The organism is Streptomyces sp. NBC_01481 (assembly GCF_026339995.1).
Lineage (GTDB): Bacteria > Actinomycetota > Actinomycetes > Streptomycetales > Streptomycetaceae > Streptomyces.
Map to the genome: position 1 here is coordinate 846,351 of NZ_JAPEPT010000001.1, position 14,376 is coordinate 860,726.

A 14,376-nucleotide genomic window follows, 5' to 3' on the forward strand; every position below is an offset into this window, starting at 1 on the left:
CATCAGGCAGACTGGCCTGATCTGCACCACGTACCAGGAGCGGCACGGTGAGCACTCGACACGGTGAGCAATGGGACCACGCGGCCGCCTGCCTCGACCCGCTCGCGGGCCTGCGGACCCCCGAGGATCCCGCCTGCGACGTCTACCTGACCGGCAACGTCTTCCTGGACATCATCTTCACCGGCCTCGACTCCGCCCCCGTCCGCGGCACCGAGTCCTGGGCCCGCGGCATGGGATCGAGCCCCGGCGGCGTCGCCAACATGGCCACCGCCCTCGCCCGCCTCGGCCTGCGTACCTCGCTCGCCTCCGCCTTCGGCGACGACCACTACGGCGAGTACTGCTGGGACGCCCTCGAACAGGGCGAGGGCATCGACCTCTCCCTCTCCCGCACCGTCCCCGGCTGGCACTCGCCCGTGACCGTCTCTATGGCGTACGAGGGCGAACGCACGATGGTCTCCCACGGCCACGAGGCCCCGCCGCCCGAGCCCGCCCCCGACTGCCCGCCGCCCGCGCGCGCCGCCGTCGCATCGCTGACCCCCGGCCGGGCCGACTGGATCGCGCAGGCCGCCCGCAAGGGCGCCCGCATCTTCGCCGACGTCGGCTGGGACGAGACCGGCCGCTGGGACCCGGAGGACCTCGCCGATCTGGAGCACTGCGAGGCCTTCCTGCCCAATGCGGAGGAGGCGATGCGCTACACCCGCACCGACCGCCCCCTCGCCGCCGCCCACGCCCTCACCGAACGCGTCCCGGTGGCCGTCGTCACGCTGGGTGCGGAGGGTGCGTGCGCCGTGGACGGGGCGACCGGCGAGAGCGCCCAGGTTCCGGCCATCGAGGTGGAGGCGCTGGACCCGACGGGCGCCGGCGACGTGTTCGTGGCCGGGTTCGTCACCGGCACCCTCGCAGGCTGGCCGCTCGCCGACCGGCTCGCCTTCGCCGGGCTGACCGCCGCCCTGTCGGTGCAGGAATTCGGAGGATCACTCTCCGCGCCCGGCTGGTCGGAGATCGCGGCCTGGTGGCAGCACGTCCAGGGCGTCGCCGGCCAGGACCCGGAGGCCCTGCAGCGGTACGCCTTCCTCGAAGCGCTGCTGCCCGCCCCGGCCAGGCCCTGGCCGCTGCGCAGGGCCGTCCCGACCATCGGCTTCGGCCGCTCCGCATAGACCGGGGACGGCACCGGACGGACCACGGAGGGACCCCCGCGGAAAAGCCCTCGGTGTTGTCAGTGCCAGGTCGTACGCTGGGTATCTCAGAGGTTGTCGAGCAGCGAGAACCCTGCAACGGGAGGTATGTGCAGGCCACAGAGCCGGCCCATGACTCAGACACCCACAGCCCAGAGCCCAGCACCGGGGCAGGCACGAGCCCACTTCACCGTCCCCGCCAAGCATCCGATGGTGACGGTCCTGGGTTCGGGTGACGCCCTGCTGCGCGTGATCGAGAAGGCCTTCCCGGCGGCCGACATCCATGTCCGGGGAAATCAGGTGAGCGCGGTCGGTGACGCGGCGGAAGTCGCCATGATCCAGCGCTTGTTCGACGAGATGATGCTGGTGCTCCGCACCGGTCAGCCGATGACGGAGGACGCAGTGGAACGCTCGATCGCCATGCTCAAGGCGAGCGAGAACGGCAACGGGCCGGACGAGACCCCGGCCGAGGTGCTCACCCAGAACATCCTCTCCAGCCGCGGCCGCACCATCCGCCCCAAGACCCTCAACCAGAAGCGGTACGTCGACGCGATCGACAAGCACACGGTCGTGTTCGGCATCGGCCCCGCCGGTACGGGCAAGACGTATCTCGCCATGGCCAAGGCGGTCCAGGCCCTGCAGTCCAAGCAGGTCACCCGGATCATCCTGACCAGGCCCGCCGTCGAGGCGGGAGAGCGGCTGGGCTTCCTGCCCGGCACGCTCTACGAGAAGATCGACCCCTATCTGCGCCCGCTCTACGACGCGCTGCACGACATGCTCGACCCCGACTCGATCCCGCGGCTGATGGCGGCGGGCACGATCGAGGTCGCGCCCCTGGCGTACATGCGAGGACGGACCCTGAACGACGCCTTCATCATCCTCGACGAGGCGCAGAACACGAACCCCGAGCAGATGAAGATGTTCCTGACGAGGCTCGGCTTCGACTCGAAGATCGTGATCACGGGCGACGTCACCCAGGTGGACCTTCCGAGCGGCACGAAGAGCGGTCTGCGCCAGGTCCGGGACATCCTGGACGGCGTCGACGACGTGCACTTCTCGCTGCTCACGTCGCAGGATGTCGTACGGCACAAGCTCGTCGGCCGTATCGTCGACGCGTACGAGAAGTACGACAGCCAAAACGGGAAGTAGCAAAAGCGCGCCATGTCGATCGACGTCAACAACGAGTCCGGAACCGAGGTCGACGAGCAGGCGATCCTCGACATCGCCCGCTACGCGCTCGCGCGGATGCGTATCCACCCGCTCTCCGAACTCTCGGTGATCGTCGTGGACGCCGAGGCCATGGAGCAGTTGCACATCCAGTGGATGGACCTGCCCGGTCCGACCGATGTCATGTCCTTCCCGATGGACGAGCTGCGTCCGCCGGTCAAGGACGACGAGGAGCCCCCGCAGGGGCTCCTCGGTGACATCGTGCTCTGTCCCGAAGTCGCGAAGAAGCAGGGCGAAGAGGCCGAGACGCAGCACTCCATGGACGAGGAGCTCCAGCTTCTGGCCGTCCACGGAGTGCTGCACCTGCTCGGTTACGACCACGAGGAGCCGGACGAGAAAGCCGAAATGTTCGGGCTCCAGGCTGCGATCGTCGACGGCTGGCGGGCGGAGAAGGGCCTTTCCGGTCCGTCCCCGGCGCCGACCGTCTCATGAGCGGCCAACTGATCTTCGGCGCGATCCTGCTGGTCGTCGTCGCCTGGCTGGCCGCCTGCGCCGAGGCGGGCATCGCCCGCACCTCCAGCTTCCGCGCCGCCGAGGCCGTCCGCTCCGGGCGCCGCGGCTCCGCCAAGCTGGCACAGGTCGCCGCCGACCCGACCCGCTATCTCAACGTCGCCCTGCTGGTGCGGGTGTCCTGCGAGATGGCGGCAGGGGTCCTCGTCACCTACGCCTGCCTGCAGGAGTTCTCCGAGACCTGGGAGGCGCTGGCCGTCGCCATCGGCGTGATGGTCCTCGTCTCGTACGTCGCCGTGGGCGTCTCACCGCGCACCATCGGCCGCCAGCACCCGCTGAACACCGCTACGGCCGCGGCGTACGTCCTGCTGCCGCTCGCCAGGATCATGGGTCCCATCCCGCAGCTGCTGATTCTGCTCGGCAACGCGTTCACGCCCGGAAAGGGGTTCCGCAAGGGCCCGTTCGCGAGCGAGGCGGAACTGCGGGCCATGGTCGACCTCGCCGAGCAGGAGTCACTGATCGAGGACGACGAGCGCCGGATGGTGCACTCCGTCTTCGAGCTCGGCGACACCCTCGTACGCGAAGTGATGGTCCCGCGGACCGACTTGGTCTGCATCGAGCGCTACAAGACCATCCGCCAGGCCCTGACGCTGGCGCTGCGCTCCGGCTTCTCCCGGATCCCGGTGACCGGGGAGAACGAGGACGACATCGTCGGGATCGTGTACCTGAAAGACCTCGTCCGCAAGACACACATCAACCGGGACTCCGAGTCCGACCTGGTGTCGACGGCGATGCGGCCCGCCGCGTTCGTGCCCGACACCAAGAACGCGGGCGATCTGCTGCGCGAGATGCAGCAGGAACGCAACCATGTCGCCGTCGTCATCGACGAGTACGGCGGCACGGCGGGGATCGTCACCATCGAGGACATCCTGGAAGAGATCGTCGGCGAGATCACCGACGAGTACGACCGCGAACTTCCGCCGGTCGAAGAACTCGGCGACGGACGCTTCCGGGTGACCGCCCGGCTCGACATCGGGGACCTCGGCGAGCTCTACGGCCTCGACGAACTCGACGACGAGGACGTGGAAACGGTCGGCGGCCTCCTGGCGAAAGCACTCGGCCGGGTCCCGATCGCGGGCGCGTCCGCGGTGGTCGACCTGCCGGACGGCCGCGAGCTGCGCCTGACGGCGGAGTCCCCGGCGGGCCGCCGGAACAAGATCGTGACGGTGCTTGCGGAGCCGCTACCCAAGCGGCCGGAGGGGGGAGCGGCGGCGTGAAGGCGAAGGAACTGAAGGCGTTCTGCCTGGAATTCAACGCGGCGGTGGAGGAATTTCCGTTCGGGCCCGAGGTGTCGGTGTTCAAGGTGCACGGGAAGCTTTTCGCACTGACTGCGCTGGATGCGGAGCCGCTGAAGGTGAATCTCAAGTGTGAGCCGGACATTGCGGTGCAGCTGCGGGCCGATCACGCGGGGATTGCGCCGGGCTATCACATGAACAAGCGGCACTGGAACACGGTGACGGTGGGGGAGTTGCCGGACCGGTTGGTCCGTGAGCTGATCGAAGACTCCTACGACCTGGTGGTCGCGGGCCTCCCGAAGGCGGTCCGGCTGCGCCTGGACCGGGGCTGAGGTTCGCCTGCGGCGGGGCTGTTCCCCTACCCGCCCCTTCCCGCTGTGACATTTTGCGGCTCCGCCGCGTGGGGGGCTCCGCCCCAGACCCCTTGCGGGGGCGCTGCCCCCGGACCCCCGCGCCTCAAACTCCCCCAGACTTCGTCCGGGGGGACCCCCACGGGGCTGATATGTGCGGCTGGGCCGCACATATCAGCCCGTCCGGCGCTTGAGGACACGCGCGAAGCGCGTACGGGGTCTGGGGGCCTGCCCCCAGTTTCGGGAAGGGGCGGGGTGGGGTGAAGCCCGCCGCAGGCGCTCCCTTTCGGCGGCGCGGACAACCTATCCTGTTGGTCGCACCAACACGTGGACGGACAGGGGGAGTACGTGGCCACCTCGGCCGAGCACGCTGCGAAGAAGGCGTACCGCCTCGGTGAGCTGCGCGAGTTCCTGATGAGCAGGCGGGCCCGGGTCAGCCCGGCCGAGGCGGGCCTGCCGGCAGGCGGAGCCCGTCGTCGTACGCCCGGACTGCGACGGGAGGAGGTCGCCGTCCTCGCCGGTGTCGGTGTCTCCTGGTACCAGTGGCTGGAGCAGGGCCGGGACATCACCGTCTCGCCCCAGGTCCTCGACTCGGTGGGCCGGGTGCTGCGGCTGAGCAGTGCGGAGCGCCGCCATCTGTACGTACTGGCCGGGCTGAATCCGCCCGCGCCCGAGGTCGATCCGGGCGACGCCGACATGTGCGCCGGGCTGCGGCGGCTGATCGAGGCGTGGATGCCGTTCCCCGCGCACATCATGGACAGGTACTGGAACACGGTCCTGTACAACGACGCCGCGGGGATGATCCTCGGTATGCGCCCCGACCTCGTCCAGAACTGTCTGATCGCCTTCTTCACCGACCCCGTCTTCCGGGCCCGCGCTACGAGCTGGGAGGACAACGCCCCTTATGTCGTTGCGCAGTTCAGGGCGGCGTGTTCGGAGTGCCCGGACGACGAGGGCTTCCAGGCGGTCGTGGAGGAGGCGAAGGCGGTCAGCGAGGAGTTCACCGAGCTGTGGGAGCGGCGCGACATCGCGCCCGGCGGTCAGGTCCGCAAGGAGATGGAACATCCGCTGGTGGGGACGCTGTTCGTGGAGGCGACCCAGCTGCGGGTCCCGGCGCGTCCGGATCTGGCGATCGTGATGCACACGCCTCTTCCGGAGGCGGACACCGCCCGGAAGCTGGAGTGGCTCGCGAGCCCGGAGGGCCGGCGGGGTTCGATGTATCCGGTGGCGGGCTGACCTGTGCGCGTGTTTATCCTCTGCCCGTGAAAAAGGGGGAGGGGGAAGCTCCCCACGAGCGTTTTGAGCCCGATTCAAGGGGAGTTACTGCTGATGCGTACCCGTATACGCGGTGTGGTCGCCGCTGTCGCCGTTTCGACGCTGTGCCTCACGGCGGCGGCATGCCAGAGCTCGGCCGGCGATGACAAGAAGCCTGCCACGACGGATTCGGCCACGACGGAGTCGGCCAAGCCGCAGGAGACCAAGACGGATGCGCCTGCGGCCACCACGCCGCTGACGGCCGCGCAGATGAAGGCCGCCGCGGTGGAGCTCAAGGACCTGCCGGCCGGCTGGAAGTCCAACAAGGTCTCCGCCGGCGACGACCCGGCGCCGAAGGCCGACCGGCCCGGCTGCCAGCCCATCGCCGACATGATGGGCGACGAGATCAAGGGCGCCACCAAGGGCCCCGACGTCGACTTCAAGCAGGCCGACGGCAAGTCCGAGCTGAGCCAGAAGGTCTTCACGTTCGCGGGCACGGGCGCCGCCGACTTCACCAATGCCATCGGCACGGCGCTGGGCACGTGCACCACCGTCTCCTTCGACATGGCAGGCCAGAAGGTCCCCGTCAAGATCAAGAAGCTGGACGCCCCGAAGGTCGGCGAGGAGTCGCACACCTTCCAGATGGCCATCGTGTTCGCCCCCGGTGTGGAGATCAAGGCAAATCTGCTGGTGGCCCACCAGGGCACCGGCGCCACCCGCGTCGCGTACGTGAACACCGGCAACGCCGCCGCGCAGAAGAGTTTCGAGGACCTGGTCCAGCTGATCGGCGACAAGTTCGTCAAGGGCGTCCAGGGCTGAAGCCCTTGCCCGGCCGATCTATGCTCGGGGCATGACGCAGAGCACCGACCTCAATCCCGAGGACCGCAAGATCATCACGCTGGCGCGCAGCGCCCGGGCTCGCAACGGTGTGCCCGAGGGTGCGGCCGTACGGGACGAGACCGGGCGTACCTATGTCGCCGGGACCGTGGCTCTGGAGTCGCTCAGGCTCAGTGCGCTCCAGACCGCCGTCGCCATGGCAGTCGCCAGCGGCGCGCAGTCCCTGGAGGCCGCGGCAGTCGTCTCCGAGGCGGACGCCGCCTCCGACGCGGACCGCGCGGCGGTGCGTGATCTGGGCGGGCCCGGGACGCCGGTGCTGCTCGCCGGTCCCGACGGGGAGCTCAAGTCCTCCGTGGCCGCGGGCTGACCGCACGCGCCGAGGCGGGCGTGACAGTACGAAGGTGACAGGGGTCGGCGTCATCAACCGGTGGCGCCGATTCCCCTTTCTGTCTGCGGAAATGCGGATCTTGACAGTATCTGATGGGTCATCAGGCGGCGCATTTCGATTCCATTGACTTCTTTCGGCCATGACACGTCAATAGCCCCCGGCATTCCTCAGAAGGGGGCAATCATGGCTACAGCCACCCGAAGATCAGCAACCCGGCCCACCCGAAGATCCATCGGCCGGCTCACCGGCCGGACGCGGCGCTGGACCGCCGCGCTGGGAACGGTCGCCCTTGTCGCCGGTACGGCGGCACTCGCCGGACCCGCGCACGCGTTGGCCGCCGCATCCGCACCGGTGGACTTCGCGACCCACTGCGTTCCACCGCCCATCGCCGGTATCCCGCCCATCGACGGCATCACGACCGCCCAGATCACCGTCGACAAGGCCGCACCGAAGGTCGGCGACACCGTCACCGTCACCTACACCGTCACCAAGCCCGCGGCCAGCAACCCGGTCGACCTCGCGCTGCCCGCCGACATCATGACGCCCAGCGGCAAGGTCGCCCTCGGCGGCGCCCAGGCCGGAAGCGTCACGGTCACCGGGCCCAAGAAGAACCCGCCGGTCCCCGGCAAGGGGGCCTTCCCGCCGTTCTCGATGACCGGCACGTTCACGGTCACTGCGCCCGGCTCGATCACCCTCTCGCCCGGCGACTACAACATCCACACCAGCTACATCATGGAGCTGGACACCCCTTGTACGGTCATCAGTCCGCCCGCACCCGTCTCCGAGACGATCACCGCGACGGACCAGCCCGGGGCCAATGAGCGCTCCATCCAGCTGGCGACGGCCTCCGGAAAGCCGGGCGACAGCGTCACCGTCACCGGCGCCAAGTTCACTCCGCTCGCCGACATCACCGTCGTCGGCCGGGCCGGAGCGGCCGAGACCGCCGACAAGGCAACCGTCAAGGCGAATGCGGCAGGCGGCTTCACGGCACCTCTCGCGGTCAACGACAAGGCGACCACGGGCATCGTCGCGTACGAGGGCAGTGCCTGGTCGGCGGAGAAGGGCGCGGGCCCGGCGGCGTACACCGTCATCGACGACACCCCGCTGCCCGGCAACAGCCAGAAGCTCAACTCCTCCGTCGCGGCAGGCACGTTGTCCATGTCCCAGGCCGGTGACACCGTCGCCATGTCGGCGGTCGACTTCGGCACGGGCGGGGCGTCCAGCGGCGATCTGAAGACGGTGACGGTCAAGGACTTCCGCGGCGGGCCCGCGGGCTGGTCCCTGACCGGCAAGGTCACCGACTTCACCGGTCCCGGCGGAAAGATCGACGCCGGAAAGCTCGGCTGGACTCCGGCCTGCACCACCAAGCCGGGAAGCCCCAGCACCTGCGTGGCCGGTTCGGCGGGAGCCGTCGGCAGCGCGGGCGCGACCCTGGCCTCCACCCCCAACGGGGCTCTCACCGGAGGCGAGTTCACCGTGGACGCGAAGGTCTCGCTGAACGTCCCGGCGTACACCGCCCCCGGCGCGTACTCCGGCGTCCTGACCCTCACGCTCACCTGACACCCGGCGGGCCGGGCGCGCACCCGGTCGGCCCGCCTCGGCCTGTGGGGGTTTCATGCGCAAGCTCTACGTCATCGTGCTGCCAGTCCTCGCCATGCTGTTGCACGGACACGGAACCGCGCGCGCCGCCGACAACGGCAACTGGTCCGTCTACCCCGCCGCCTCCGAACTGGGCGGGCGGCCCTACTTCTATCTCTCGGCCGATCCCGGCACGACCCTCACCGACCAGGTGACGGTCACCAACAAGACCGCAGCCCCGCTGAGCTTCCGGCTGTACGCGGCCGACGCGTACAACACCGAACGGGACGGCGGCTTCGCCGTACGCACCCGCGGCGAGAAGCAGCGCGGCGTCGGCGCGTGGGCCAGGCCCCAGCGCGAGCGGGTCACCGTGCCGGCGAACAGCTCGGTCACCGTGCCCTACACCCTCACCGTCCCCGACGACGCCGAGCCCGGCGACCACCCCGGCGCCCTGGTAGCCCTCGACGAGCGCATCGGCGCCGCGACCGGCTCGGTCGCCGTGGGCATCCAGCAAGCCGTCGGCGCACGCGTCTATCTGCGGGTGGGCGGCCCCACCGTGGCCGCGCTCTCCGTCGAGGACGTGAGGTTCACCCACGACCAGCCCCTCGTCCCGGGCACCGGCGAGAGCAGCGCGCTCATCTCGTACACGCTCTACAACCGCGGCAACGTCACCCTCAACCCCAAAGTCGCCCTCAAGGCCGAGGGCCTGTTCGGGCGCGATCTGCTGAGCCGCGACCTGAAGAAGGTCCCCTCCGAACTGCTGCCGCGCCAGAAGATCCGCCTCACCGAACGCTGGTCGGGCGCACCCCAGCTCGAATGGGGCGAGGTGAAGCTCACAGCCAGCGCTCGGGATGTGCGCGAGTCGGCCGGGGTCTCCTTCTTCGCGCTCCCGTGGCTGGTCGCGCTGCTGCTCGTGGCTGCCGCGGCGGGGGCCGGGGTGTGGGTCAGGGTGCACCGGCGGCGGGCGCGCGTAACCGGGGGCGCGTGACATCAGGGACAATGGGCGCCATGAGCGCTCGTACAGATGAGAACAACGCCCCCCACCGGGCAGGCTTCGCCTGCTTCGTGGGCCGCCCCAACGCGGGCAAGTCCACCCTCACGAACGCTCTGGTCGGCCAGAAGGTGGCGATCACCTCCAACCGGCCCCAGACGACCCGGCACACCGTGCGCGGCATTGTGCACCGCCCCGACGCGCAGCTGATCCTGGTCGACACCCCCGGCCTGCACAAGCCGCGCACGCTGCTCGGCGAGCGGCTGAACGACATCGTGCGCACCACCTGGGCCGAGGTCGACGTGATCGGCTTCTGCCTGCCGGCGAACGAGAAGCTCGGCCCCGGTGACCGCTTCATCGCCAAGGAGCTCGCCGGGATCAAGAAGACCCCGAAGGTCGCGATCGTCACCAAGACCGACCTGGTCGACTCCAGGACCCTCGCCGAACAGCTGATCGCGATCGACCGGCTCGGCAAGGAGCTGGGCATGGAGTGGGCGGAGATCGTCCCCGTCTCCGCGGTCGGCGGCAAACAGGTCAAGCTGGTGGCGGACCTGCTCATCCCGCTGTTGCCACCGGGCCCGACGCTGTACCCGGAGGGCGACCTCACCGACGAGCCCGAGCAGGTGATGGTCGCGGAGCTGATCCGCGAGGCCGCGCTGGAGGGCGTACGGGACGAGCTGCCGCACTCGATCGCGGTGGTCGTCGAGGAGATGCTGCCGCGGGAGGACCGCCCGGCGGACAAGCCGCTGCTGGACATCCACGCGAACGTCTACATCGAGCGCCCGAGCCAGAAGGGCATCATCATCGGCCCGAAGGGCAAGCGCCTGAAGGAGGTCGGGGTGAAGTCCCGCCACCAGATCGAGGCGCTGCTGGGGACGCCGGTGTTCCTGGACCTGCATGTGAAGGTCGCGAAGGATTGGCAGCGGGACCCGAAGCAGCTGCGAAAGCTGGGCTTCTGACACGTCGCCGGTCCCGGCGGGTGCCGCTGCGCGGGGCATTCCCCTACCCGCCCTCCCCCTACGGCCTGGCGGCCGTGGGAGGTACCCCCATCCCGTAACTGGGGGCAAGCCCCCAGACCCGTATGCGACCTTCGGCCGCATGTCCTCAAACGCCGGAGGGGCTGGAATGTGCGGCCCGGCCGCACATCCAGCCCCGTGGGGGTCCCCCCGGACGAAGTCTGGGGGAGTTTGAGGCGCGGGGTCCGGGGCGGAGCCCCGGTTATGCGACGGGTCCCCTCACGCACCTTCCTTGAGTACACGCGAGATCAGCTCGCGCTGCGCCTCCGACAGTCGCGGATCGGCACAGTGAATGGTCCGCCCGTCGACGGTGATCTGGTAGCTGAACCCGTCCGGCACCCCCGCCGGCAGCGTGCCCGCGCCGCCGACCATCGCCCGCTCGGCCAGGGCTCGCCATTCGCTCGCGTCGGTCCGCCCCGAGGTGTCGACCTCGGCGAACCGTTCGATGCCGGCGAATCCGCCTGTGCGTCTTACCTGGATACGCATGGGTCCTGTCTAGTACGAGAACGCCTCAGTTGGTAGGCACCCCGACCTGGGACCATGCCTTCAGCAGTGCCTCCTGCTCCGCGCCCTCGCCGTAGCGCGCGCGGGCCGCGGCCACCGACAGGGCCGCGAAGTCGGTGAATTGCGCGGTCGTGGAGAGCTGTCCGCCGGTCAGCACGTCGTACCAGATCTGGCCCGCCCGCTCCCATGCGTTGCCGCCCAGTGCGGTGGCGACCAGGTAGAAGGCGTGGTTCGGGATCCCCGAGTTGATGTGGACGCCGCCGTTGTCGCGGCCGGTCCTGACGTAGTCCTCCATCGTCGCGGGCTGCGGGTCCTTGCCGAGGACGTCGTCGTCGTACGCCGTGCCCGGCTCCTTCATCGAGCGCAGGGCGATGCCCGACACATTGGGGCCCAGCAGGCCCGCGCCGATGAGCCAGTCGGCCTGGTCGGCGCTCTGGCCGAGCGAGTACTGCTTGATCAGCGAGCCGAAGACGTCCGACATGGACTCGTTCAGCGCGCCGGACTGGCTGAAGTACTCCAGGTTCGCGGTGTACTGCGTGACTCCGTGCGTGAGCTCGTGCCCGATCACGTCCACGGGCAGGGTGAAGTCCAGGAACAGATCGTTGTCGCCGTCGCCAAAGACCATCCGCTCGCCGTCCCAGAAGGCGTTGTCGTAGTTCTCGCCGTAGTGGACGGTCGCGTTGAGCGGCAGGCCGGAGTCGTCGATGGAGTGGCGGCCGTACGCCTTCAGATACAGCTCGAAGGTGGCGCCGAGGCCCGCGTGGGCGCGGTTGACCGTGGCGTCCTGGGCGGGCTGGTCGCTCTCGGAGTGGACCTTCCTGCCCGGCACCGTCTCCTGGTGCTCGGCGTCGTAGATCGTGCGGTTCGGCTTGTCCGACACCGTGCCGGTGACGCTCGGGGCGAGGCCGCGGACCGTGGTGAGACGGCGGCGGGTGCGCTGGAGGGCGTCGTGCTCGAGGGTGCGGGCGGCTGGGTCGGCGATGGCGGGGTCCTCGGCGCGGGCCAGTTTGTCGAGGACATGCGGCGGCACGATGGTGCAGAAGACCGGGTTGATCCGGCGGGCGTTGGCGTCCATGCCCCCGGACTGTGGCACTGGGTCATGACGCTGTCACTAGTTGCAACCATGATTAGTGAAATGGAGTGATAACGGAGGACTGGCGTCCGCGGCGCGGGCCATTGGTGTACCGCTGACGTGGCACCCGAGTGTGGTACGTCACTATTTGTCCGTTTGTAGGGTCGTGTCCCGCATACTGATACGGCACCGCCGTCCCCGCCCACACTGGGCTACGCTGCTGCGCATCATGCGTTTCGGGCTGCTTCTTCTTAGCTGCCGCGGCGAGGGCCTGTAGTCGTAGGCCGACCCCCTCCCCGCGGGATCTGGTGCTGCTTCGACTCAGTCGGCCGTCCTACTTGATGGACCCCGAGGAGCCCTACGCAAATGTCTGACAACTCTGTCGGTCGCCCCACGCCCGTCACCAACGCGACCCACACCCAGAAGCCGTCCGGGATGCCCATCCACAAGTACGGGCAGTACGAGGCCGTGGACATCCCCGACCGCACCTGGCCCGAGAAGCGGATCACCAAGGCTCCCCGCTGGCTGTCGACCGATCTGCGCGACGGCAACCAGGCCCTGATCGACCCGATGTCGCCCGCCCGCAAGCGCGAGATGTTCGATCTGCTGGTCCGCATGGGCTACAAGGAGATCGAGGTCGGCTTCCCCTCCTCCGGCGACACCGACTTCGCCTTCGTACGCTCCATCATCGAAGAGGGCGCGATCCCCGAGGACGTGACGATCTCCGTCCTGACGCAGGCGCGCGAGGACCTGATCGAGCGCACCGTCGAGTCCATCGTCGGCGCCCGCCGCGCGACCGTGCACCTGTACAACGCGACCGCGCCCACCTTCCGCCGGGTCGTTTTCCGCGGCTCGAAGGACGACATCAAGCAGATCGCGGTGGACGGCACCCGGCTGGTGATGGAGTACGCCGAGAAGCTGCTGGGCGCGGAGACGACCTTCGGCTACCAGTACAGCCCGGAGATCTTCACCGACACCGAGCTGGACTTCGCGCTGGAGGTTTGCGAGGCCGTCTGTGACGTGTGGCAGCCGGAGGAAGGCCGCGAGATCATCCTCAACCTGCCTGCCACGGTGGAGCGTTCGACCCCCTCCACGCACGCGGACCGCTTCGAGTGGATGTCGCGCCATCTGTCGCGCCGCGAGCACGTGTGCCTGTCGGTCCATCCGCACAACGACCGCGGCACCGCCGTTGCCGCCGCCGAGCTGGCGATCATGGCCGGGGCCGACCGTATCGAGGGCTGTCTGTTCGGGCAAGGCGAGCGCACCGGCAACGTCGACCTGGTGACGCTGGGCATGAACCTGTTCTCGCAGGGCGTCGACCCGCAGATCGACTTCTCGCAGATCGACGAGATCCGTCGTACGAGCGAGTACTGCAACCAGATGGAGATCCACCCGCGCCACCCCTACGCGGGCGATCTGGTCTACACGGCCTTCTCCGGCTCCCACCAGGACGCCATCAAGAAGGGCTTCGACGCCATGGAGGCCGACGCGGCCGCCCAGGGCAGGACGGTGGACGACATCGAGTGGGCCGTGCCGTATCTGCCCATCGACCCCAAGGACGTCGGCCGTTCCTACGAGGCGGTCATCCGGGTCAACTCCCAGTCGGGCAAGGGCGGTGTCGCGTACGTCCTGAAGAACGAGCACAAGCTGGACCTGCCGCGCCGGATGCAGATCGAGTTCTCGAAGATCATCCAGGCGAAGACGGACTCCGAGGGCGGCGAGGTCACGCCGAAGGCGATCTGGTCGGTCTTCCAGGACGAGTACCTGCCGAACCCGGGCAACGCGTGGGGCCGTATCCAGCTGAGTTCCGGCCAGACGACGACCGACAAGGACGGCATCGACACCCTGACCGTCGAGGCGGTCGTGGACGGCGCCGAGACGGTCCTGACCGGCACCGGCAACGGTCCGATCTCCGCATTCTTCGAGGCGCTGAACGCGGTGGGCGTCGACGCGCGGCTGCTGGACTACCAGGAGCACACGATGAGCGAGGGCGCTTCCGCGCAGGCCGCGTCGTACATCGAGTGCGCGATCGACGGCAAGGTGCTGTGGGGCATCGGCATCGACGCGAACACGACGCGTGCGTCGCTGAAGGCGGTCGTCTCGGCCGTCAACCGCGCGGCGCGCTAGTACCCCCGGACAACCGGGGTCCGGTCCTGATCGCCGGACAGGCTTGAAAACAAGCCTGTCCGGCGTTCGTGTGTGCGGGCGGCAGGCGAGGGAATCGGCCATGTCCCGGCGC

At 69.2% G+C, this 14,376-nt stretch carries 14 protein-coding genes; 12 read left to right on the forward strand and 2 right to left on the reverse strand.

Going from position 1 to position 14,376, the window contains the following annotated elements; all coding sequences use genetic code 11:
* Positions 1 to 47 precede the first annotated feature (47 nt).
* From OOK40_RS03900 to era, 11 genes are all read left to right on the forward strand, one after another.
* Entirely contained in the window at positions 48 to 1,157 is a 1,110-nt protein-coding gene (locus OOK40_RS03900) for a carbohydrate kinase family protein (RefSeq protein ID WP_266476491.1), read from the forward strand.
* Positions 1,158 to 1,307: 150 nt separating this feature from the next.
* The gene (locus tag OOK40_RS03905; protein ID WP_266476493.1) at positions 1,308 to 2,324 is read left to right on the forward strand and encodes a PhoH family protein; all 1,017 of its coding nucleotides are present in this window, start codon (positions 1,308 to 1,310) and stop codon (positions 2,322 to 2,324) included.
* 12 nt (positions 2,325 to 2,336) lie between these two features.
* Positions 2,337 to 2,834: an rRNA maturation RNase YbeY gene (gene ybeY, locus OOK40_RS03910; RefSeq protein WP_266476494.1), complete on the forward strand. Its 498-nt coding sequence runs from the start codon at positions 2,337 to 2,339 to the stop codon at positions 2,832 to 2,834.
* Positions 2,831 to 4,129, forward strand: coding sequence for a hemolysin family protein (locus OOK40_RS03915; protein WP_266476495.1), 1,299 nt, complete (start codon positions 2,831 to 2,833; stop codon positions 4,127 to 4,129). Before ybeY ends, OOK40_RS03915 begins: the two co-directional genes overlap by 4 nt.
* Positions 4,126 to 4,479 carry an MmcQ/YjbR family DNA-binding protein gene (locus OOK40_RS03920; protein WP_266476496.1) on the forward strand — a complete coding sequence of 118 codons (354 nt, stop codon included), beginning with the start codon at positions 4,126 to 4,128 and terminating at the stop codon, positions 4,477 to 4,479. The genes OOK40_RS03915 and OOK40_RS03920 overlap by 4 nt, the downstream gene beginning before the upstream one ends.
* Before the next feature lie 366 nt (positions 4,480 to 4,845).
* Positions 4,846 to 5,733 carry a helix-turn-helix transcriptional regulator gene (locus OOK40_RS03925; RefSeq protein WP_266478857.1) on the forward strand — a complete coding sequence of 296 codons (888 nt, stop codon included), beginning with the start codon at positions 4,846 to 4,848 and terminating at the stop codon, positions 5,731 to 5,733.
* A 93-nt stretch (positions 5,734 to 5,826) separates the two neighbouring features.
* Entirely contained in the window at positions 5,827 to 6,570 is a 744-nt protein-coding gene (locus OOK40_RS03930) for a hypothetical protein (RefSeq protein ID WP_266476497.1), read from the forward strand.
* Positions 6,571 to 6,601: 31 nt separating this feature from the next.
* A complete protein-coding gene (locus tag OOK40_RS03935) occupies positions 6,602 to 6,955 on the forward strand; it encodes a cytidine deaminase (RefSeq protein WP_266476499.1) in 354 nt (117 codons plus the stop codon).
* Between the two features lie 204 nt (positions 6,956 to 7,159).
* Positions 7,160 to 8,536, forward strand: a complete 1,377-nt coding sequence (locus tag OOK40_RS03940) for a beta-xylosidase (RefSeq protein WP_266476500.1) — start codon at positions 7,160 to 7,162, stop codon at positions 8,534 to 8,536.
* A gap of 55 nt (positions 8,537 to 8,591) precedes the next feature.
* Positions 8,592 to 9,542: a DUF916 domain-containing protein gene (locus OOK40_RS03945; protein WP_266476502.1), complete on the forward strand. Its 951-nt coding sequence runs from the start codon at positions 8,592 to 8,594 to the stop codon at positions 9,540 to 9,542.
* A 20-nt stretch (positions 9,543 to 9,562) separates the two neighbouring features.
* Positions 9,563 to 10,504 (forward strand): GTPase Era, encoded by a 942-nt coding sequence (gene era / locus OOK40_RS03950; RefSeq protein ID WP_266476504.1) that lies wholly within the window; start codon positions 9,563 to 9,565, stop codon positions 10,502 to 10,504.
* A 276-nt stretch (positions 10,505 to 10,780) separates the two neighbouring features.
* On the opposite strand, the gene OOK40_RS03955 is transcribed toward era, so the two are convergent.
* Both OOK40_RS03955 and OOK40_RS03960 read right to left on the reverse strand, forming a co-directional pair.
* Entirely contained in the window at positions 10,781 to 11,047 is a 267-nt protein-coding gene (locus OOK40_RS03955) for a protealysin inhibitor emfourin (protein WP_266476506.1), read from the reverse strand.
* 25 nt (positions 11,048 to 11,072) lie between these two features.
* On the reverse strand, positions 11,073 to 12,140 hold the full coding sequence (locus OOK40_RS03960; protein ID WP_266476508.1) for a M4 family metallopeptidase: 1,068 nt from the start codon (positions 12,138 to 12,140) through the stop codon (positions 11,073 to 11,075).
* A 363-nt stretch (positions 12,141 to 12,503) separates the two neighbouring features.
* On the opposite strand from OOK40_RS03960, the gene leuA reads away from it, so the two are divergent.
* Positions 12,504 to 14,264: a 2-isopropylmalate synthase gene (gene leuA / locus OOK40_RS03965; protein WP_266476510.1), complete on the forward strand. Its 1,761-nt coding sequence runs from the start codon at positions 12,504 to 12,506 to the stop codon at positions 14,262 to 14,264.
* Positions 14,265 to 14,376: the final 112 nt, after the last annotated feature.